The organism is Campylobacter sp. US42a (assembly GCF_004379055.1).
In the GTDB taxonomy this organism is placed as follows: domain Bacteria; phylum Campylobacterota; class Campylobacteria; order Campylobacterales; family Campylobacteraceae; genus Campylobacter_D; species Campylobacter_D jejuni.
This window is the reverse complement of sequence record NZ_RYYK01000004.1, coordinates 92158-113614: the sequence shown is the minus strand read 5'-3', so window position 1 is coordinate 113614 and position 21457 is coordinate 92158. Positions and strand designations below refer to the sequence as shown.

Below are 21457 nucleotides of genomic sequence, written 5' to 3'. Positions count from 1 at the left end.
TTAAACCCTATTAAATTTTTATAAATTATAACCTAATAAAAATAAAAACTATAAACAAAAATTTCTTAAAAATTATGATAATTGATATTAATTATAAATTTATTTTTTATATAGTATAATCTTTTAAAATTTATAAGTATATTTTTGGAGAAAAATGTGGAATTTCTAAAAGATTACATCGATTTAATTATCTTTTTAATTCTAGGAATTATGGCATTTATAGCTTTTTGGTGTGTTGTAGAAAGAATGCTATTTTTTAGAAAAATTAACTTTAAAAATTATGAGAATCAAGAGCAATTTGATGATGCGATTAGTGAAAATTTAACCACCATATATATCATCTATTCCAATGCCCCTTATATAGGACTTTTAGGCACTGTAATAGGCATCATGGTTACATTTTACGAAATGGGCTTGGCGGGTAATATAGATGTCAAATCTATAGTCGTGGGACTTTCTTTAGCTCTTAAAGCTACAGCCTTAGGACTTTTGGTTGCTATTCCTGCTTTAATGGCTTATAATGCCTTACTTAGAAAAGTTTCCCTCTTAAGCAATGCTTATAAGGCAAATAAAAATGCTTAAACTACCAAAAAATGAAGGTTTAAATATAGTTCCATTTATAGACATTATGCTTGTTTTGCTTGCTATAGTGCTTAGTATTTCAACCTTTATTGCGCATGGAAAAATTCAAATCTCACTTCCTTCAAGTGAAAATGCTACCAATATAAACAATAATGAAAAAAAACTTCTTATAACCATAGACAAAAAAAATACTTTTTATTTAAATGATAAATTAGCTGATTTAAATGAAGTTCAAAATGCTATTTTTTCACTTGATAAAAAAACCATAGTAGAACTAAAAAGCGATAAAAATGCTAAATTTGAAAGCTTTGTAAAAATTATAGATTTTTTAAAAGCCAAAGAACATGAAAATTTTCAGATTCTTACTGAGAAAAACAAATGAAAACTTTATTTTTAAATCATAAATACCAAGCTTCTTATATAACTTTTATAGTCTTTATACCTTTACTTTTTGTCATTTTTCACTCGAATGACTTTTTTAAAATGGAAATTAAAAATGAAGATTCTTTTTCTTTAGCAATAAAACAATTTACCCAAACCAATCCAACAAATGAGACTAAACCAACAGAATCCATTATAGAACCTATCAAACCAAAACCTCAGCCAAAAGTTATTAAAAAAACTCCTGAAAAAATTCAAAAAAAGATAAAAAAAACACCTCCACACCCAATACCAAATAAAACCCCTATAGAACCAACTCAAGAAGTTAAAACTTTTGCAAAAACAACTGATACAAATGTCAAACCTAAGATCACTCAATTAACACAAGGAAAAGATAATCACCCTGTATTAAAAGAAATCCAAAAAGCTATACAACAAGCACAATTTTATCCAAGGCAAGCAAAAAAAATGCGTATGCAAGGAACTGTAAAAGTAGAATTTTTATGGAAAGAAAACAAAACTTTAGCAGATTTAAAAATCATAGAAAGCTCAGGATATGATTTGTTAGATAAAAGTGCTTTAGAAAGCATAAGAAAAGCTTCTTTAAATTTTCCACACTATAACGGAGATTTAAGAATTACACTACCTATTATATATGATTTTAAAATCTTAAGAGGATGAAATTATAATTTTATAAAAACTACACTCTCTTATCTACAATTTGCGCTTCTTGATTTTCAATTTTATCTTTAAAATCTTTACTTAAATTCTGACTTAATTCTTGCAAAGATTTTTGCTTCAGTTTTTCAAATTCTTCAGGATTACTAGCCTCAAGCTTTGCCTGTTCATCAGCACTTAAAGCACTTAAACCTTTTTCTTGAGCTTTTTGAAGCAAATCTTCGTCTTCTTTTTCTTTGATATTATTTTCCTTATCATCTTTTTTATTGATTTTTTGCGGATCTATGGTTTTCATAGCATTAGCTCCACCACCTGATGCTTCTTTAATGTCGCTTAAAATTTCTCTCATGGTAGGTTCTTTAACATCGCTATCATCAACTTTACCATCTTTATTTACATCTTTATCAATAAAAAAATTTAATTTTTCTTCTATATTTGCATCATCAGATATTTTTTCATCGCTTGTTTTAAAGCCTAAATTTTGCATACTTTGTTGAAGGGTACTTGTATTAAAATTTAATTTTACACTTTGTTGTTTATTATTTAAATTTGAATTTAAAGAACCAAAATTATCTTTTACACCTTCAAACCAATTTGAAACAAATTGATTTGCTTCGCCATTAAGCCTTATACTACCATCATTTCTAGCAACATAATTCGTATAAGAACCGAAATTTTTTTGTAAACTACTATAATTTTCATCGCTTAAATTTAAAGCTATAAGTTCACCTTGCTTATTTTCAAAAACAACCTTAACACCATCGCTATTTAAACTCGAAAGATCTTGCACGGGAATTTTATCTTGATCTTCTTTTTTTAATACGCTAAGCTCTTTTTTATCAACATTATTAGTTAAAGAATGAGTTAAACTAGTAGAAGTATCGATTTTCATTATTTATCCTTTTTTACATTTTGCAAATAAACCTAAACGACACATTTTTCTCTCATGTGAATTTTTTAAAGAATTACACTTTTTAAGTTCTTGCTCGTAGTTAGCACAAGAATTTGCAAAAGCAAAAGAACTCAAAATGCTTAAAACCAAAATTATTTTTAACACTTTCCAATCCTTATTTTAAAGATTTTTTAGTTAAAATTATACCTTTTATAATCGACAAAATCTTAAAAAATTTTATAATCTCAGAAAGGAAAAAATGAAAGCATTAGCTCTTTTTAGCGGTGGGCTTGATAGTATGCTTGCAATGAAACTCATCACTACACAAGGCATAGAAGTTAAAGCTCTAAATATCAACATAGGTTTTGGAAGCACAAGCGATAAAAGCGAAATCATGAAAAAGCGTGCGGCAATGGTAGGTGCAGATTTTGAAATGATAGATGTAAGAAATTCCTATCTTCAAGAAGTGCTTTTTAATCCACAATATGGCTATGGCAAACATTTTAATCCTTGTATAGATTGTCATGCTTTTATGTTTAAAACTGCTCTTGCTATGTTAAAAGAAGAAAATGCAAGTTTTATCATCACAGGAGAAGTTTTAGGACAACGCCCTATGAGTCAAAGAAGTGATGCGATGGCAAAGGTTAAAAAACTTGCTCTTGATGAAGAAGATTTAATCTTGCGTCCTATGTGCGCAAAAAACCTACCTCTAACCAAACCTGAAAGAGAAGGTTGGGTAGATAGAGAAAAACTCGAAGGCATTAGCGGAAGAAGTCGCAAAAGACAACTTGAACTTGCAGCTAAATTTGACTTAGAAGACTTTGAAAGTCCAGGTGGAGGTTGTTTGCTAACTCTTGATAGTTTTGCTAAAAAAATTCGAGATTTTATAGAATTTGACAAAGATATGCAGGTTAATGACGCACAACTTTTAAAATATGGTCGTCATTTAAGATTACCCAATGGAGCTAAAATGATCATAGGTAGAAATGAACTTGAAAATACTCTTTTAAAAGGTTTAAAAACTCCTAAATATGAAGTCATAGAACTTGGGGATTTAATCGGAGCTTACTCTTTGGTAGATGAAAAAATTTCAGAAAAAGACTTAGAACTTGCCTTAAAAATAGCCCTTACCTATACCAAACACGAAGTAGGAAAAAGCTATGAACTTAAATTTAAAAATCAAGCTTATACAAGTATAGCTTTTGAAAATAAGGCTGATATTAATCAATTTTTTATTAGTTAAAGTATAAAGTATTTAGCAAAACAAGCGATATAGTATTTGAATCTTTTCAAAATATTGCAATCAAGCCCACGAAAATGGGCTTTTTTTTATTTTAATCCATAAGCATTTTTTAAATTGTTTAAATTCGCACTCGCATTCAAAAGCAAACAATCAGCCAAAACTAAACGCACCATAGCACTAGCTACAACACTTCCTCTAACACCTACACAAGGATCATGCCTACCTTTGAGTTCAAATTCCAAATTATTGCCAAATTTATCTATACTTTCTTGCTTGGCAAAAATAGAAGGAGTAGGTTTAAAATAAGTTTTTAAAATAAGATTTTCTCCATTTGAAATTCCTCCTAAAATTCCTCCACTATGATTGCTTAAAAACTTGCCATCTTTTAAAGCATCATTATTACACGATCCGCGCATTTTGCTTGCATTAATACCTTCGCCTATTTCAACTGCTTTAACGGCATTAACTCCCATTAAAGCATGAGCTAATTTAGAGTCTAACTTATCATAAAGAACTTCTCCAAGTCCCACAAGCATACCACTAACTTTTGTAAAAACAGCAGCACCTACACTATCTTTTGAATTTCTAGCATTTAAAATTTCATTCTTAAAGTCACTTTCTAGTTTTGGATCAAGGCAAAAAATTTCACTTTTCTTAGCAAATTCAAAATCAAATTCTTCTTCTTTCAAATTTGATACAAAAGTTCCTATTCCAAAAACACCACTTTGAACACAAATGCCAAATTCACACAAAAGCATCGCTGCAACTGCACCACCAGCCACTCTAGCAACACTTTCCCTAGCACTTGATCTACCCCCACCCCTATGATCTCTTATGCCATATTTATAAAAATAAGTAAAATCCGCATGAGCAGGACGAAATAGATCTTTTAAATTATCATAATCTTTAGAATGAGCATTTTCATTAAAAACTACTATAGCTATGGGATGACCCGTTGTATATCCTTCAAAAACCCCACTTAAAACCTGAGCTTTATCGCTTTCTTTTCTTGGTGTTGCAAATTTACTCCCGCCTTTGCGTTTATCAAGCTCATTTTGTAAAAATTCTTCATCAAATTTAACCCCAGCAGGCATTCCATCAATAATACATCCAACAGCCACACCATGAGACTCACCAAAACTTGTAAATTTCAATCTTGTACCAAAGGTATTCACTATAAAGCTCCTAATTTCTCAAGTGCAATTTTTGCTGCCATTTGCTGTGCTTCTTTTTTGCTTCCCGCAATAGCTCTTGCAAGTTCTTTACCATCAAGCATTAAAGCGATTTCAAATTGCTTTAAATGATCAGGACCAAAAGCACGCACTGTTTCATACTGCGGAGTTTGTCCGATTTTTCCCTGTGTAATCTCTTGTAATTTTGTTTTATAATCTTTTATAAGAATTTTTGCATCAATTTGAGGGAAATTTTTTTCTATAAGCCTTAAAGCAATAGTTTTTGCAAACTCAAACCCAGCTTCTAAATGTATAGCACCTATAATGGCTTCTAACGCATCTGAAAGTATAGAAGGCTTTTCTTTTCCTCCATTGTTTTCCTCAGCAACACTCATAAAAATAAAATCGCCCAAATTTAAACTATTTGCAATTTTTGCAAAAGACTTTTCATTCACTAAAGCCGCTCTAAGCTTAGATAAATCTCCTTCGGCATCTTTAGCGAATTTATGAAAAAGGTATTCACCCACAACTAAATCAAGCACAGCATCACCTAAAAATTCCAAGCGTTCGTTGTTGTAAGATTTTTTAAAACTTTTATGGGTTAAAGCATGTATAAGAAGATTTTTATCTTTAAATTCATAAGTTAAACTCTGCTCTAGTTTTTCAATGTTTTTCATCATTTTCCCTTGCAATTTTCAAAGCAGCTTCACGCGCCAATGTATCACACCTTTCATTTTCCAAATGTCCATTATGTGCTTTTACCCAAAAAGCCTTAATCTTATGAGATTTTGCCACTTTAATATATTCCTTCCATAAATCTATATTTTTTTTACCTTTAAAATCCTTTTTTATCCATCCTTCTAGCCATTCATTAATACTTTGAACCATTAGGTTAGAATCTGTAAAAAGCGAAATTTCACAAGGCTCTTTTAAAGCCTTCAAAGATTCAATAATTGCCATTAGCTCCATTCTATTGTTAGTGGTATTAGCCTCAGCTCCAAAACCTTCCTTTTGATACTCCTTGTAACGCAAAATATAAGCCCATCCGCCAAAACCTGGATTATTAAGACATGAACCATCTGTATAAATTTCAATGTGTTTCATTGTTTTTCACTTCATAAATAATTTTACAAGTATTAAACTCATAACAAACAGGACAGTGATAAAAAAACAAAGGCATAACATTTTTACACTCAGAACAACGATATGAAAATTCTAACCCCGCATTAAAAGAATTATCTTTTAAAATTTTTAACATTTTAAAATTAGAATTTTTAAAAACAAACTGATGCGTATCATCATGCTTTGAAATTTTACCCAAAGCATAAAAGAATTCTAAAAAATCTTGATTTTCTAAATTAAACGCTTCATTTTCCCTATAAAGCAAATCACAAATATCAAAAAAATTTTGCCCTAAAAACATATGATATTTTTCAAAAACTAAACGCCCCAACATAGGATTATCTTCTATTTTAAATTCTAAAAGTTTTTTCTTTTTTTCTTCATCAGTGATATTAAAAGTACAAAGTTCTAAAGCTTTGATAAAATCATGCTCTTTTTGCACATCTTCATTAAGCTCAAAAAGACATTCTAAAAGTTCTAAATTTTCTTTATAAGAACGAAGTTTTAAATAAACAATTTTTAAAAGTTTTAAGGCTTGTATATTTCTTGGACGCAGTTTTAAAGCTTGTAATAAAACTTCTTTTGCACGCTCTAAAAATCCTGCTTTAAAATAAACTTTTGCCAAAGAAAGGAAAATAAATTCTCTTTCTTGTTTATCTTTACATTTTTCAAGAGCAATCAAATAAATTTGAGTTGCTTTTTCAAATTCCCCGCTTTTAGTAAAAATTTCGGCCAAAAAACTTAAATTTCCAAAACTCAAGCTACTATTTCTTAACAACTCTTTATGAGCGTTATCCATTTCAAATTTTTTTATAAATTTTTCAAGCTTTTGTTCTTCATCTTTGCTAGCAAATATTTTCCAAATATAATTTGCAACAGCTACAACAAATACTAAAATGGTTAAAATTATAAGCCCTACTAAAGGGTCTCTGTATTCTACAAAGAAAAAATCCATAGTCTCGCTCTAAAAATTTTATGCCAAATTATAGCCAAATCTTTGTATAATTTTAACAAGGTTTGTAAAATGATAACTAAAGAAAGTATAGAAAATTTATCCCAAAGACTTAATATTATTGATATTATAGAAAATTATATCGAAGTAAAAAAACAAGGCTCTAGTTTTGTGTGTATCTGTCCTTTCCATGCAGATAAAAACCCGTCTATGCATATCAATCCTACCAAAGGTTTTTATCATTGTTTTGCCTGCAAGGCTGGTGGAGATGCTTTTAAATTTGTAATGGATTATGAAAAATTAAGTTTTACCGATGCAGTTGAAAAAGTTGCAAGCCTTAGTAATTTTACTTTAAGTTATACAAAAGAAAAACAAGAAAATAAAAAAGAGCTAAAGTCTATACTGCCAAGCTTAAATGCGTATTTTAAAGATAATCTCAAACACCACAAAGAAGTCTTAACCTATCTTTACCAAAGAGCTTTAAATGACAAAGATATAGCCAAATTCGAATTAGGTTTTGCAGGAGCAAGTGAAGATAGTATAAGATTATTGCAAAATCAAAAAATTCCTTTAGAAGATGCTATGAGTGTTGGAGCTTTAAAAAAAGATGAAAATAATGAATTTTACGCAAGTTTTATATGGCGTATCACCTTTCCAATCTACGATCATAAAGACTTATTGGTAGGGTTTGGAGGGCGTACTTTAAATCCTAATGTACCGGCAAAGTATGTAAATTCACCCCAAAATATACTTTTTGATAAAAGTAGAATTTTTTATGCTTTTAACATCGCTAAAGAAAATATAGCCAAAAAAAAAGAAATAATAGTATGTGAAGGCTACATGGATGCAATAGCTTTTCACAAAGCAGGATTTAACAATGCTGTAGCAGTTCTTGGAACAGCATTAACCGAACATCATCTACCCTTAATCCGCCGTTATGATGCAAAAGTGATTTTATGTTTTGACAATGATGAAGCAGGATTAAAAGCTGCGACACGATCTGCATTTTTATTAAGCACAAACAAAATAGACGGTAAAGTGGCAATTTTGCAAGGCGGAAAAGATCCTGCTGAGCTCGTAGCAAAAAATGAAAGCACAAAACTCCATAATATACTCGATGAAGGAATAGAGCTTGGTGAATTTTATATCAGACGCTTAATATCCACTCATTCCATAATTTCTGCTCTTGATAAACAAAAAGCTTTAGAAACTATACAAAAATTCACCTTTAATCTTGAACCTTTAGTGGCAAATTCTTACACTAGTCTAGTTTCAAATTTATTAAAAGTGGATGAAAAATTTATTGTCTTATCGCAAAATTCAAAAAAAACCATACAAACCCCTTTAATTTCTCAAAATAAATACAATTTTCCTAAAGAAAAAATTCACATTGCAGAATTAGAACTTATAGCTTTTTTAAAACAGCATCCAGATATATGTAACGATTTTAAGCAAATTAGTGATAGTGTTTGTTTTAAACATAAAATTTTATTGGATAAAATTTTAGAAAAAAAAGGTTATGAAGATAGTGATATTAGAGAATTTGAAAGTAAAAATATTCGAAAAAATTTAAACTATAGCGAATTCTTGTTAGGTATTTGCAAGGTTAATTTAGCTTTTTTAAACAATGTAAAAATTAAAAATTCTACACTCGCATTAAAAAAACAACTTTTTACGCTTATTGATAAAAATTTAAATCTTTTAATTAAAAATTTAAATACCGAAGAATTAAATAATTTTTTAAAAGAATATTTAAGCTTCTTAAAATATGAAAAAAACGAAGAAATTCTGCAACAATCATTTAGAAACTTAAATGGAATTTTTAGTAACAAAAACTTTACAGCTTATGATTTAGGATTTAGCACACAAGATAATGATGAACCTTTTTAATTTATTTAAATTTCAAGCCTTAATTTACCTTTTTTTAAACACAATCACGCTAAAGTATATAAAAATTTTTAAGGATAAATTATGATGCCTTTTAGTGATGAAGAGCTTATAAATCCTGTTAAAGCAAGTTTAGAAAAGAGCTTGCCTATGCTTGAACGTGATGGCGGAGGGCTTGAATTTTTAGGAATTAAAAATGGGATTGTTTATGTCCATTTAATAGGAGCTTGTAAAGGCTGTGCATCGAGTGGAACAACGCTAAAATATGGCCTTGAAAGGCAACTTAAGATTGATATTCATCCAGAAATCACTATAATCAATTTAAACGGCGGAGCAGACGAATTTGCAAAATTATAAAAAACTTGGAATTGAACATTTTTACAAGAAAGATTTTAAAACTGCAAAAATGTATTTTTCTATGGCTTATGAAAAACGCAAAAATAAACGCTTGCTAAATTTTATCTGCCTTTGTGAACTTGCTTTAAAATCTCCTAAAGAAGCTTCTTTACTTTTTGATTTTTATATAGAACATTACAAAATCTCTAGCATTGATAAAGACTTAGAAGAAATTTTAAGTACAATTGAATTTAAAAAACAAGAAAACAAACAGGAAAACGAATTTGAAGATGGGCATGCACTAAATTATCAAGATTTTTTAAAAAGCGAAGAAGAACTTGGCTTTCAAAAAAGTTTTGAAAATATCATTAATAGCACTAAATTAGTTATTGATAATCGTGATGATTTTTTAGATTTTTTGGAAAAATTACTTGATAATGGCTATAAAGATATGACTTTAAATTATATAGAAAATGTTATGCCTCATTTTTGGGCAAATGATAGATTTATCAAACTCCAAGAAAAACTCATAGGATTTAAAAGTGAAATTAAAACTTGAAAATTCATTCATTACAGATAATACCTTAGAGTGTGAAAAAGAATGCTTTTTTTTACAAACCACACAAAATGCTAAATTTCACGCTCAAGCCTTAGAAAAAGGTGCAAAAATCATTGATGTAAATGAGTGTAAAAAACTTTTAAAAATCGATGAAAAGATTCAAATCATAGGAATCACAGGAACCAATGGTAAAACCACAACCGCAGCAGCGATTTATTCTATCTTATTGGATTTAGGTTATAAATGCGGGCTTTGCGGGACAAGAGGAGCTTTTATCAACGATGAACAAATTGATGAAAAATCCTTAACCACCTCCCCTATTCTTAAAACCTTAGAGTACCTACAAATAGCTACTCAAAAAAAATGTGATTTTTTCATCATGGAAGTAAGCTCACACGCACTCGTTCAAAACCGTATCGAAGGCTTAAAATTTGTTGCTAAAATTTTTACCAATATCACTCAAGATCATTTAGATTTTCACGGTACTTTTGAAAATTACAAAGAAGCAAAAGAGCTTTTTTTTACAGATGAGAGTTTAAAATTTATCAACAAAGATGCTTTGGCTATTAAATTTAATGTGCGTAACGCTTTTACTTACGGCATAGAAAATCCTGCTTTATATCAAATCAAAGCTTATTCTTTAGAAGAAGGCATTAGCGCTATTGTAACAAATAAAAATCAAACTTTTCACATAGACTCGCCCTTACTAGGACTTTTTAATCTTTACAATCTTCTAGTTGCTAGTGCTTGTGTGAATGAACTCGTAAAGCCTGATTTAAAAGATTTAGAAAAAGCTATCAGTGGATTTGGCGGGGTTTGTGGTAGAGTAGAACAAGTAGCAAAAGGTGTGATCGTAGATTTTGCTCATACGCCTGATGGCATTGAAAAAGTACTTGACACTCTTAAAAATAAAAAACTCATCGTTGTTTTTGGAGCAGGTGGAGATAGAGATAAAACCAAACGCCCTTTAATGGGAAAAATCGTCGAACATTTTGCAAAAATTGCTATCATTACAAGTGATAATCCACGTAGCGAAGAACCAAAAACCATCATGGAAGAAATTTTATCAGGCTTTACTAAAAAAGAAAAAGTTTTAATGATAGAAGATAGAAAAGAAGCCATAAAAAAAGCTTTAGAACTAAAAGAAAATGACGATTTAGTCGTTATTTTAGGCAAAGGTGATGAAACTACTCAAGAAATTAAAGGGATAAAATATCCTTTTAGTGATAAAGTAGTTGTTAATGAAATTTTAAAAAATCAAGGATAATCAATGTTTGAAAATATGGATTTTTCTAAAATGGGTGAACTTTTAAATCAAGTTCAAGAAAAAGCAAAAAATATAGAACTAGAACTTGCAAATCGTGAATTTAGTGCCAAAAGTGGAGCAGGACTTGTTAAAGTAAGCGCTAATGGAAAAGGCGAGATTATCGATGTTAACATTGATGATTCTTTACTTGAAGATAAAGAGTCCTTGCAAATTTTACTTATTTCTGCAATTAATGATGTTTTGGCTATGGTTGCGCAAAATCGCTCAAGTATGGCAAATGATGTTTTAGGTGGTTTTGGAGGTATGAAATTATGAAAAAAATTTTAATTATTTGCATGCTTTTTACTTTGTCTTTTGGTATAGAAAGACCTAAATTTGAAGATTTTTTAGCAGGTTATGAAAGAAATAAGGCAAGCATGCTCAACTATGAAGGAATGCCAGCTTTTGCACTCAGTGAAAATTTACTTGCTGTGTTAAAACAGCCTAATACTAAGCTTAACAAATATGTAAAATATGATCCATTTTTAAATTTATATCTTGTAAGAACTGACTTTAGCCTAATCCCTACTCCTATGGGTGATGAAGAAAAACTTACTCGTAATGATTGGGTTGGAATTTGGGATCCTAATAAACCTTATATAGGGCATATTAAGTATTTAGCTCAAAATATTGATGAAAAAGATCAACTTGATTTTAATTCTAAAATAGGACTTTTAGGGACTCCATGCTGTGAAATGATGGGGATTGCTTTAAATAATAGCTCTTTTATAGGTAATCGCTATTTAAAACATTTTATGAAATATAACGATGTTTATTGGGGGGATATTGGCGTTGATTTTGTTGTTCGAGAAAATAAAATTTATGTTAACAATGTAAGAAAAAATCCACAATTTTTAATCAACGATCAAGTTATAAGTGTTGATGGCTTGCCCGCCAATGATTTAAGAAAACTCAATGAAAAAATTCTTTTTGCAGATCGCGGAAGCACTCTTTATTTTCAAGTGTTGCGTGATAATATGGATTTAAATATTTCTACTGAAGTTTTTGCAAAAGATTTGAGTAAATTTAATCTTCCTGATTCTAAACCAAAACCAAAAATTACAAATTTCACAAGCAATCTTGGTTTAACGGTTAATACTAGTCTTGTTGTAACTAAAATAGATCCAAAATCAAAAGCATCAAATGCAGGATTTATGGTAGGAGATAAAATTTTACGCGTTAATAATATTATTTTAAATAATTTTAAAGAATTACAAAATATTTTAAGCGCTGGTAATGACTTTAGCATCTTAATTGAACGCAAAAGTACCAAATTACCTTTATCAAATTTCAACAATGAACTAGGCGGAAATGCCAACTCAGGTGGCGATGGTAAATTTCAATTTTTCATAAGGCTTACTAAGTGAATTTAAAAGAACTTTTCATCCATCACTTAGAAAAAAATCTACCTAAAGTTGAAAGCTTTCATCCTTTTTTTAATGAAGCTTTAGCTCTTATGTTAAAAGCGGGAGGAAAGCATTTTCGGGCACAATTGCTTTTAAGTGTAGTACAAAGCAATAAGCCTGAACTTTTAAATCAAGCTTTAGATGTAGCTTTAGCTTTGGAATTTATCCATACTTATTCACTCATACACGATGATTTACCTGCTATGGATAATGCGGACTTTAGACGAGGAATTCCAACCTTACACAAAAGCTACGATGAAACTACAGCCATCTTAGTGGGTGATGCTTTAAATACTGAAGCTTTTTTAGTTCTAAGTCATGCTCATTTAAAAGATGAAATCAAAATCAAACTCATCAAAACCCTTGCCTTTAATGCAGGACTTAATGGAATGGTCATAGGACAAGCTATTGATTGTTTTTTTGAAGACAAAAGACTGAGTTTAAATGAACTTGAGTTTTTACATACACACAAAACCGCAAGATTAATCGCTGCAGCTTTAAAAATGGGTTGTGAAATTTGCGAACTTAACAACGAAGAAAGCAATCAAATTTACAAACTTGGTTTAAAACTAGGACTGATTTTTCAAATCAATGATGATATTATCGATGTAACTACAAGTCAAGAACAAAGCGGAAAGCCTACTAACAACGATATTCATAAAAATTCTTTTGTCAATTTGCTTGGACTTGAACAAGCCATAAAAACAAAAGAAAATCTTCTTAGTGAATGCGAACAAGATTTAGAAAAACTTAATGAAAAACTCGCACAAATGATACAAAATTTAATAATTCAATACTTATAAAGGCAAAAAATGGACATTCAAATTTTACAAGAACAGGCAAATACTCTAAGATTTTTAAGTGCCGATATGGTGCAAAAAGCAAACTCAGGACACCCAGGTGCACCTTTGGGTTTAGCAGATATTTTAAGTGTTTTAAGTTATCATTTAAAACACAATCCTAAAAATCCAACTTGGCTAAACCGTGATAGACTTATATTTTCAGGTGGACATGCAAGTGCTTTGCTTTATAGTTTTTTACATTTAAGTGGCTATGATTTAAGCCTAGAAGATCTTAAAAATTTCCGCCAACTTCATGCTAAAACCCCTGGACACCCTGAAATTTCAACTCTTGGAGTAGAAATCGCTACAGGCCCTTTAGGACAAGGCGTTGCCAATGCCGTAGGCTTTGCTATGGCAGCAAAAAAAGCACAAAATTTGCTAGGTAGTGATTTAATCGATCATAAAATTTATTGTCTTTGCGGAGATGGGGATTTACAAGAAGGCATTTCTTATGAAGCTTGTTCTTTAGCAGGACTTCACAAACTTGATAATTTCATACTTATTTACGATAGCAACAATATCTCCATAGAAGGCGATGTAGGTTTAGCCTTTAATGAAAATGTAAAAATGCGTTTTGAAGCACAAGGATTTGAAGTTTTAAGCATAAATGGACACGATTATGAAGAAATCAATAAAGCCTTAGAACAAGCTAAAAAATTCACAAAACCTTGTCTTATCATCGCAAAAACAACTATAGCAAAGGGTGCAGGAGAGCTTGAAGGCAGTCATAAAAGCCATGGCGCACCTTTGGGCGAAGAAGTGATTAAAAAAGCCAAAGAACAAGCAGGTTTTGATCCAAATATCAGTTTTCATATCCCACAAGCAAGCAAAATCCGCTTTGAAAGCGCTGTAGAACTTGGGGATTTAGAAGAAGCAAAATGGAAAGATAAACTTGAAAAAAGTGGTAAAAAAGAACTTTTAGAAAGGCTATTAAACCCTGATTTTAGCAAGATAGCCTATCCCGATTTTAAAGGAAAAGATCTTGCTACAAGAGATAGCAATGGTGAAATTTTAAATGTTTTAGCTAAAAATTTAGAAGGATTTTTAGGTGGAAGTGCGGATTTAGGCCCTTCAAACAAAACAGAACTTCACGGCATGGGAGACTTTATAGAAGGTAAAAATATCCATTTTGGTATCAGAGAACACGCTATGGCAGCGATTAACAATGCTTTTGCAAGATATGGAATTTTCTTACCATTTTCGGCAACTTTTTTCATCTTTAGCGAGTACTTAAAACCTGCCGCAAGAATAGCAGCCTTAATGAAAATCAAACATTTTTTCATTTTCACGCACGATAGCATAGGCGTGGGCGAAGATGGCCCAACACACCAGCCTATAGAACAACTTAGCACTTTTAGAGCTATGCCAAATTTTTTAACCTTTAGGCCTGCTGATGGGGTAGAAAATGTCAAAGCTTGGCAAATAGCCCTAAATGCTGATATTCCGAGTGCTTTTGTGCTTTCACGCCAAAAACTCAAAGCTCTAAATGAACCTGTTTTTGGAGATGTAAAAAACGGAGCGTATTTACTCAAAGAAAGCAAAGATGCTAAATTTACACTTTTAGCAAGTGGAAGTGAAGTTTGGCTTTGTTTAGAAAGTGCAAACGAACTTGAAAAACAAGGTTTTGCTTGTAATGTTGTTTCTATGCCTTGTTTTGAACTTTTTGAAAAACAAGATAAAGCTTATCAAGAAAGATTGTTAAAAGGTGAAGTTATAGGTGTTGAAGCAGCGCATTCTAATGAACTTTATAAATTTTGCCATAAAGTGTATGGCATAGAAAGTTTTGGAGAAAGTGGCAAAGACAAAGATGTGTTTGAACACTTTGGATTTAGCGTTTCAAAGCTTGTAAATTTTATCCTTAGCAAATAAAATGAATACAAATTTCAAATTTCAAAATAACACTCTTTTTATCTTTGGAATTTGGGATAAAACAAGCATTTATAAGTTAAAAATAAAAGATTTTTTAGCTTTGATTCAAAGCAAGGAAGTGATTTTTGATTTTAAAGATCTAAAAGCAATCGATACCGCTGGAGTGAGATTTTTCCTTGCTTTGGAAAATGATCTTAAAGATAAAAATATTAAAATCACCAAAGAAGGCTTAAATTCAAGCTTTCAAACCCTTTTTGAACTTTGTGAAAAAAACTACCAAAGACTAAGCAAAACAAAAAAATCACATAAAAATTTCAGTGAATACTTTATCGATCTTGGAAAATTAAGTTTAGAACTTTTAAAAATTTTAAGAAAATTCATCAATTTCACAGGAGCTTTTTTCACAAGTCTTTTTTTATGCCTTAAAAATCCTAAAAATTTTCGCTTTATTGCTTTTTTATATCATATAGAAAATTCTGCTTTTAAAGCCTTACCTATAGTTATTTTAACCGCTCTTTTAGTAGGAGTGGTTTTAGCCTATCAGGCTGCTTATCAACTCGCACAATTTGGAGCCAATATTTTCATAGTGGATTTGATGGGAATTTCAGCCACTAGAGAACTTGCACCTTTAATCGCTGCCATAGTGATCGCAGGAAGAAGTGCAAGCTCTTATACCGCACAAATTGGAGTGATGAAAATTACTGATGAAATTGCAGCTATGAATACTATGGGTTTTCGTTCTTTTGAATTTATTATTATTCCACGTGTCATGGCTTTGGTAGTGGCTATGCCTTTAATCGTTGCCATTAGCGATGCGATCAGTGTTATAGGTGGAATGATGGTTGCAAAATTAAATCTTGATATTTCTTTTGCCGAATTTTTAAGACGCTTTAGAGAAGCTGTAGATATAAAACATATCTTTATAGGACTTGCAAAGGCACCTATTTTTGGATTTTTAATAGGACTTATTGCTTGTTTTCGTGGTTTTGAGGTAAAAAACACTACACAAAGCATAGGAATTTATACAACAAAAAGTGTTGTAAATGCTATTTTTTGGGTGATAGCTTTTGATGCTTTATTCTCTGTTATTCTAACTTCTGCAGGAATTTAAGTGGTTATTAAAGCACAAAATATCATTACAAAATTTGGAGAAAAAATCGTCCATGATGGCGTAAGTTTTGAAATCAAAAAAAACGAAATTTTTGGTATTTTAGGAGGTAGTGGAAGTGGAAAATCCGTCCTTTTAAAACAAATGCTTATGCTTGAACATTTTGATGGTGGAGAATATGAAATTTTAGGCTATAAACTTAAAAATATCAACGAAGAAGATGCACTTACTTTGCGTAAAAAATGGGGTGTGGTTTTTCAGTTTGCTGCACTTTTTAGCTTTTTTAATGTTTATGAAAATATCGCTATTCCTTTAAAAGAATACACTCATTTAGATGAAAATAGCATACAAGAACTGGTTTTAATGAAGCTAAAAATGGCAGGCTTAAACGAAAGTGTTTTAAAACAATTTCCAAGCGAACTTAGTGGCGGTATGCAAAAAAGAGTGGCAATTGCTAGAGCTTTAGCACTTGATAGTAAATTGCTTTTTTTAGATGAACCTACTTCAGGACTTGACCCTCATAGTAGTCGTGAATTTGACGATTTGGTTTTAGAGTTAAAAAAAAGTTTTGATCTAAATATCATTTTGGTTACACATGATAAAGAAAGTATGAAAAATTTACTCGATCGTTTTATCATTTTAGAAAATAAAAAAGTTGGATTTTGCGGCACTTATGAAGAATTACGCCTGCAAAATGAACGACTTTTTAAAAGATTTATGGAGTAAAAGTGGAAAATAGAGCAAATTATTTTTTTGTAGGACTTTTTGTTTTTGGAGTATTTTTTGCAAGCCTTGGTTTCATACTTTGGCTTGGTGGATACTCTAAAGAAGAAAGTTTTAAGTATTATGAAATTCACACACAAGAATCCGTTGCAGGACTTGGCATAAAAGCACCCGTAAGGCTTTTGGGCGTGGAAGTAGGTAGCGTAGAAGAAATCAGCATTTACAATCAAGATGAACTCGGCGTTAACATACGCATCAAGGTCAAAAACAATACCCCTATAAAAGAAGATACTTTTGCTACTTTGCAACTTCAAGGTATCACAGGACTTAAATTTGTCCAACTTCAAGGCGGAAGTAAAAATAGTAAAGATTTGGTATCTATACAGGGAAAACTTCCAGTCATTCCTTTTAAAGAAAGTTTTTTAGCAACCATAGACAGACAAAGTGAACATATTTTTTCTTTGGTTAAAACGGCCGATGATAAATCAAAAGAACTTTTAAGCGAAAAAAATCTTAAAAATCTAGAAATCCTTTTGCAAAATCTAGCAGAATTAAGTGCAAATTTAAACGCTAATTCTAAAAATTTAAGCCTTAATCTTTCAAACGCAAGTTTAAAAATAGGAAAAATGGCTGATAATATAAGCCTTAGTGCGCAAAATTTCAACTCCAGTCTTAAAGACATAAAAGAAAGTACGATGATTTTAAAAAAATTCATAAAAAAAGCTGATGAAAAATTAAACACTTATGATGATATTAAAGCATCTTTGATGCAAAATTTAGAGCTTTTTAAACGAGTTTTAATTGAAAGCAATATTCTAATAGAAAATTTACAAAACAGCCCTGCTGATTTGATTTTTAAAGAAACCAAACCTAAACTAGGACCAGGAGAAAAATAATGCTAAAGCAATTATTCTATATTTTGACTTTTATTTTTATGTTATGCGGATGCTCTTTAAGACACGAAACCATCAATAAAAATGAAAATATCATATTAAAAGACGAAGGAATAGACTCAAATATTTTTTTTAAAAAAACCGGTAAAATTCTTAAAATTCGCAATGCAAATACACCTTTGTATTTAAACTCGCGAACTATTGTTTATATAGATAATGGTTTTAGCAACAAATACGCACATTATTTCTGGGGAGATTTACCAAGCAATCTTTATTCTTTTTTAATTTTGTCAAAATTTGAACAAAGCAATATTTTTACAACCTTACTTTCTTCAACAAGCTCTTTAAGTGCGGATTATGCTCTTGAAAGCAGGATTAACTCTTTTGAGCAAATTCTTAACAACAATGAAAACTACGCTCAAATTTCTATAAGCGTAAATTTCATAAATCTTGAAAACAATCAAATAATAGCTCATAAAATTTTCAATACCAAAGAAAAAATAGAAAAAAAAGATATCCGCTCTACTTATAATGCTTTTCAAAAAGCCTTAAATAAAATTGGCAATGAGATTGTTTTTTGGGTAAATTCTAACTTATCCTAATTTAGGAACACTTTTTGCTTTTTAAATATTTAGCAATATTTTTGAAAGGTAAACAATGAAAAGTGATTTAGATATATTTAAAAAACACTTAGGTGAAATTCAGGGCGTGAATGAATTTAAAGCAAATCAAATTTGCTCTCAAATCAATGATGCAAATGATTTTATAGGAGCGCTTCAAGTGCTTGATATGTCTTTAAAAAAAATAGAAAAAAGCATTCTAGAAAGAATAGATGAAAATTCAGATGATATGCAAAAAAGAACTCTTGATGCTACAGCATCACAACTTATACAAAACTGCTCTTTCATGGGAACAGTTCTTTTTGGAAATATTTTCAATGTTTATGTTGGTAAAAAACTCTTTGAATTTGAAATTGCCAATCCACTTTTAATTCTTCAAACAAGTGATTACGAAGGTGTATTGGCCTATATACAAGATAAAAGAGATGAAATAAAAATCATTCTATCAGAATTAGCAACCGCAATTACCATGGGCGAAACTATGGATAATGCTGGAATTTATAACTCTACAATGGATTTTAAAAATTTATTTAAATAAGAATAGTAATCGTTTGTTCTCTTTAAGCAAATATAATATATTTTAGCTTAAAGAGATTTTCCAAACTCTTAAAAGAGAGTTAGGCTACGAATAAAAAGGGGGAGGGAAATAGCCTAACCCAAACGAGATCTTAAAAGATCTCTTTAAACTAAAATAAATATTTAGATAATTTAACAATTTTTATTAAATTATCTAAACCATATTTATGTTTTAGTTTAATACGATGTGACATTTTATTCTAAAAACACTTAATCTGCTATAAAAATATCATTTAGTAACTTAAATTATTAAAGAATATTACTACAATATTATTTAAAAAATTTTAAATTTTTAGGATTTTAAGAAAAAAATATTATTTTTATAATTTAATATCATATCATAGAAAGAATTTCAGCACGCCCATTAATCACGGCAACACAATGTTCATAATGAGCCGCATTCAGCCCATCAATACTTCCAGCATCCCATTTTCCATTATAATGCTTTGGTGTTCCATCTTTTTGGCATATCATAGGCTCTATGCAAAACACCATTCCATTTTTAATTTTAGGGCCACTTTTTGCACTCGCACCTTTTTCTAAATAGTTTAAAATTTCAGGCTCTCCATGGGGCTTTCGTCCTATACCATGCCCGCAATATCCACGAAGCGGGACAAAACCTCTTGCATGGATAAATTCGCCTAAAGCAGCTGAAAGTTCCTTAAAACGCATTCCATCACGAATAATATCTATAGCATGATATAACGCGTCTTTAGCACAAGAGATTAAAGCTTTATCAGTGGGTGAAACTTCTCCTATAGCAATAGTTCTTGCTGCATCCCCATAATACCCATCAATCAAACTTCCCACATCAAGACCTAAAATATCACCCTCTTTGATAATTTTATCATCTGGAATTCCATGGATACAAACTTGATTTAAAGATGTGCAAATGGCACCTGGAAAACCATAAAGTCCCTTAAATGATGGCTTGGCGCCAAGGCTTAAAATATAATCTTCTGCCATTTTATCGATTTGTTTTAAGCTCATTCCTATTTTAATTTCATTCTCTAAAAAATTTAAAGTTTTTGCTACAATTTGATTTGCTATTCTTAATTTTTCTATTTCATCTGGTTTTTTCAATTCTATCATTTTATTTCCTTATAAATTTAGCCAAATTTTAGCAGTATTTTTTAAAGATTCAACATCGCTTGAAGCATAAAAATGTAATTTTGCTTTATGATTTTTCAAATCTATATTTTCTCTTTCTTTAAGAAATTCAACTATAGCATCTCCTGAATGAATTAATTTTGTTTTATCACCAAAATACTTACTTAAAGAACGACCTAGTAAAGGGAAATGAGTGCAAGCGAGTATCAAAGCGTCTGGAGTTGTGATATTTTTAAAATAATACTCCATAGCACTTTGCAAAAAATCTCCTTCAAAAATACCTTCTTCAACCATAGGTACAAAAAGCCCTGTAGCTAAAGCATTTATATTTGTATATCCTTGGGATAATAAACGCTTTTGGTATTCTTCTGATTTAATGGTTGCTTTTGTTGCAATGACTAAAATTTCTTTATTTTTATCATACAAAGCTTTTATCGTTGCTTCAACCCCTGCATCAATTACACCATATACTGGAAAATGTGCTTTTGTCCTTAAAGCATCTAAAGCATAAGCACTAGCAGTATTGCATGCAATGATAAGCATATCAATTTGAAATTGTTCAAAAAATTCCAATGCTTCAAGACAGAACTTTATAATAGTATCTTTATCTTTTACTCCATAAGGAACTCTTGCGGTATCTCCATAATAGATAATTTCATCAAAAAGTCTAGCTTCATAAAGAGATTTTAAAACGCTAAGCCCCCCTACCCCGCTATCAAATACACCTATTTTCACTTTAATACCTTCTTGCTCCTATATAACGAGCCTTCCAATAAGAACTATTTAGCTCGACTTCTTTTACTCCACCTTTAGTAGATAAATGTATAAATTTTCCCTTGCTCATATAAATACCAACATGCATACCATTTGGCCCTCTACCTGTCTTAAAAAATACCAAATCTCCTGTTTGCAATTTTGATTTAGAAACTTTTCTCCCAGAACCTAATTGAGTTTTTGTGGTGCGAGGTATGCGTATATTAAGCTGAGCTAATGCACTCTGTGTAAATCCTGAACAATCAGCACCTTTTTTAGTAGTTCCACCTAAAACATAAGGAGTTTTTTTCCATTCATTTGCAATAGTCTTAAGTTTTGTTTCTTTATTTGTATTATAAATCGGACGAGTATAGTTTAAATTCTGATAAAAACTACATCCGCTTATAAAGAATATAATCGCGATGATGAAAAAAATATGCCTCATCA

Annotated in this window: 26 protein-coding genes; 17 read left to right on the top strand and 9 right to left on the bottom strand. The window is 30.5% G+C overall.

Translation table 11 applies throughout. From position 1 onward, the window contains the following. The first annotated feature begins 156 nt into the window (after window positions 1-156). From exbB to ELQ10_RS05195, 3 genes are read left to right on the top strand one after another with little or no spacing between them, the layout of a single operon-like run. Window positions 157-582 (top strand): TonB-system energizer ExbB, encoded by a 426-nt coding sequence (gene exbB / locus ELQ10_RS05205; RefSeq protein ID WP_002851166.1) that lies wholly within the window; start codon window positions 157-159, stop codon window positions 580-582. Next, window positions 575-964 (top strand): TonB system transport protein ExbD, encoded by a 390-nt coding sequence (exbD, locus tag ELQ10_RS05200; RefSeq protein ID WP_002908092.1) that lies wholly within the window; start codon window positions 575-577, stop codon window positions 962-964. The genes exbB and exbD overlap by 8 nt, the downstream gene beginning before the upstream one ends. Continuing rightward, entirely contained in the window at window positions 961-1644 is a 684-nt protein-coding gene (locus ELQ10_RS05195; protein ID WP_134250288.1) for an energy transducer TonB, read from the top strand. Before exbD ends, ELQ10_RS05195 begins: the two co-directional genes overlap by 4 nt. 19 nt (window positions 1645-1663) lie before the next feature. Here ELQ10_RS05195 and ELQ10_RS05190 read toward each other — a convergent pair whose 3' ends face one another. Then, the gene (locus tag ELQ10_RS05190; protein ID WP_002881749.1) at window positions 1664-2533 is read right to left on the bottom strand and encodes a hypothetical protein; all 870 of its coding nucleotides are present in this window, start codon (window positions 2531-2533) and stop codon (window positions 1664-1666) included. A 3-nt stretch (window positions 2534-2536) separates the two neighbouring features. Further along, window positions 2537-2698 (bottom strand): hypothetical protein, encoded by a 162-nt coding sequence (locus ELQ10_RS05185; protein WP_002778908.1) that lies wholly within the window; start codon window positions 2696-2698, stop codon window positions 2537-2539. 94 nt (window positions 2699-2792) lie between these two features. Between ELQ10_RS05185 and ELQ10_RS05180 the strand changes: the two genes are divergently transcribed. Beyond that, the gene (locus tag ELQ10_RS05180; RefSeq protein ID WP_002881751.1) at window positions 2793-3776 is read left to right on the top strand and encodes an MnmA/TRMU family protein; all 984 of its coding nucleotides are present in this window, start codon (window positions 2793-2795) and stop codon (window positions 3774-3776) included. 86 nt (window positions 3777-3862) lie between these two features. Here ELQ10_RS05180 and aroC read toward each other — a convergent pair whose 3' ends face one another. From aroC to ELQ10_RS05160, 4 genes are read right to left on the bottom strand one after another with little or no spacing between them, the layout of a single operon-like run. Next, window positions 3863-4951, bottom strand: coding sequence for a chorismate synthase (aroC, locus tag ELQ10_RS05175; RefSeq protein ID WP_002937385.1), 1089 nt, complete (start codon window positions 4949-4951; stop codon window positions 3863-3865). Beyond that, window positions 4951-5625, bottom strand: a complete 675-nt coding sequence (gene rnc / locus ELQ10_RS05170) for a ribonuclease III (RefSeq protein WP_002862275.1) — start codon at window positions 5623-5625, stop codon at window positions 4951-4953. The genes aroC and rnc overlap by 1 nt, the downstream gene beginning before the upstream one ends. Beyond that, a complete protein-coding gene (gene rnhA / locus ELQ10_RS05165; RefSeq protein ID WP_002851277.1) occupies window positions 5612-6052 on the bottom strand; it encodes a ribonuclease HI in 441 nt (146 codons plus the stop codon). Before rnhA ends, rnc begins: the two co-directional genes overlap by 14 nt. Next, window positions 6039-7025 carry a CDC27 family protein gene (locus tag ELQ10_RS05160; protein ID WP_002868888.1) on the bottom strand — a complete coding sequence of 329 codons (987 nt, stop codon included), beginning with the start codon at window positions 7023-7025 and terminating at the stop codon, window positions 6039-6041. The genes rnhA and ELQ10_RS05160 overlap by 14 nt, the downstream gene beginning before the upstream one ends. Window positions 7026-7094: 69 nt before the next feature. Between ELQ10_RS05160 and dnaG the strand changes: the two genes are divergently transcribed. The 13 genes from dnaG to ELQ10_RS05095 all read left to right on the top strand — a co-directional run bounded on the left by dnaG (window position 7095) and on the right by ELQ10_RS05095 (window position 19109). Further along, window positions 7095-8912, top strand: a complete 1818-nt coding sequence (dnaG, locus tag ELQ10_RS05155; protein WP_134250287.1) for a DNA primase — start codon at window positions 7095-7097, stop codon at window positions 8910-8912. An 81-nt stretch (window positions 8913-8993) separates the two neighbouring features. Further along, complete coding sequence (locus ELQ10_RS05150) at window positions 8994-9266, top strand: NifU family protein (RefSeq protein WP_002858971.1); 273 nt, start codon at window positions 8994-8996, stop codon at window positions 9264-9266. Continuing rightward, window positions 9253-9804 (top strand): histidine kinase, encoded by a 552-nt coding sequence (locus tag ELQ10_RS05145; protein WP_134250286.1) that lies wholly within the window; start codon window positions 9253-9255, stop codon window positions 9802-9804. Before ELQ10_RS05150 ends, ELQ10_RS05145 begins: the two co-directional genes overlap by 14 nt. Beyond that, window positions 9788-11071 (top strand): UDP-N-acetylmuramoyl-L-alanyl-D-glutamate--2,6-diaminopimelate ligase, encoded by a 1284-nt coding sequence (locus tag ELQ10_RS05140; RefSeq protein ID WP_002871886.1) that lies wholly within the window; start codon window positions 9788-9790, stop codon window positions 11069-11071. Before ELQ10_RS05145 ends, ELQ10_RS05140 begins: the two co-directional genes overlap by 17 nt. Window positions 11072-11074: 3 nt before the next feature. After that, entirely contained in the window at window positions 11075-11386 is a 312-nt protein-coding gene (locus ELQ10_RS05135) for a YbaB/EbfC family nucleoid-associated protein (RefSeq protein WP_052798963.1), read from the top strand. Continuing rightward, a complete protein-coding gene (locus ELQ10_RS05130) occupies window positions 11383-12477 on the top strand; it encodes a PDZ domain-containing protein (RefSeq protein ID WP_002862279.1) in 1095 nt (364 codons plus the stop codon). The genes ELQ10_RS05135 and ELQ10_RS05130 overlap by 4 nt, the downstream gene beginning before the upstream one ends. Continuing rightward, window positions 12474-13319, top strand: a complete 846-nt coding sequence (locus ELQ10_RS05125; RefSeq protein WP_002851379.1) for a polyprenyl synthetase family protein — start codon at window positions 12474-12476, stop codon at window positions 13317-13319. The genes ELQ10_RS05130 and ELQ10_RS05125 overlap by 4 nt, the downstream gene beginning before the upstream one ends. Before the next feature lie 9 nt (window positions 13320-13328). Next, complete coding sequence (gene tkt, locus ELQ10_RS05120; RefSeq protein WP_134250285.1) at window positions 13329-15227, top strand: transketolase; 1899 nt, start codon at window positions 13329-13331, stop codon at window positions 15225-15227. Between the two features lies 1 nt (window position 15228). Continuing rightward, entirely contained in the window at window positions 15229-16338 is a 1110-nt protein-coding gene (locus tag ELQ10_RS05115; RefSeq protein WP_086031967.1) for an MlaE family lipid ABC transporter permease subunit, read from the top strand. After that, window positions 16339-17061 carry an ATP-binding cassette domain-containing protein gene (locus ELQ10_RS05110; RefSeq protein WP_002937393.1) on the top strand — a complete coding sequence of 241 codons (723 nt, stop codon included), beginning with the start codon at window positions 16339-16341 and terminating at the stop codon, window positions 17059-17061. A 2-nt stretch (window positions 17062-17063) separates the two neighbouring features. Continuing rightward, window positions 17064-17954: an MlaD family protein gene (locus ELQ10_RS05105; protein ID WP_002922175.1), complete on the top strand. Its 891-nt coding sequence runs from the start codon at window positions 17064-17066 to the stop codon at window positions 17952-17954. After that, window positions 17954-18553 carry an ABC-type transport auxiliary lipoprotein family protein gene (locus tag ELQ10_RS05100; RefSeq protein WP_002937394.1) on the top strand — a complete coding sequence of 200 codons (600 nt, stop codon included), beginning with the start codon at window positions 17954-17956 and terminating at the stop codon, window positions 18551-18553. Before ELQ10_RS05105 ends, ELQ10_RS05100 begins: the two co-directional genes overlap by 1 nt. A 55-nt stretch (window positions 18554-18608) precedes the next feature. Further along, window positions 18609-19109 (top strand): flagellar FLiS export co-chaperone, encoded by a 501-nt coding sequence (locus ELQ10_RS05095; protein ID WP_134250284.1) that lies wholly within the window; start codon window positions 18609-18611, stop codon window positions 19107-19109. 371 nt (window positions 19110-19480) lie between these two features. Here ELQ10_RS05095 and map read toward each other — a convergent pair whose 3' ends face one another. Genes map through ELQ10_RS05080 form a run of 3 tightly spaced genes read right to left on the bottom strand, consistent with a single transcriptional unit; the run spans window position 19481 to window position 21455 of the window. Further along, window positions 19481-20239 carry a type I methionyl aminopeptidase gene (map, locus tag ELQ10_RS05090; protein WP_002868878.1) on the bottom strand — a complete coding sequence of 253 codons (759 nt, stop codon included), beginning with the start codon at window positions 20237-20239 and terminating at the stop codon, window positions 19481-19483. 9 nt (window positions 20240-20248) lie between these two features. After that, on the bottom strand, window positions 20249-20992 hold the full coding sequence (gene murI / locus ELQ10_RS05085) for a glutamate racemase (protein WP_002937396.1): 744 nt from the start codon (window positions 20990-20992) through the stop codon (window positions 20249-20251). 1 nt (window position 20993) lies between these two features. After that, on the bottom strand, window positions 20994-21455 hold the full coding sequence (locus ELQ10_RS05080; RefSeq protein WP_002868876.1) for a C40 family peptidase: 462 nt from the start codon (window positions 21453-21455) through the stop codon (window positions 20994-20996). Between the last annotated feature and the right edge of the window lie 2 nt (window positions 21456-21457).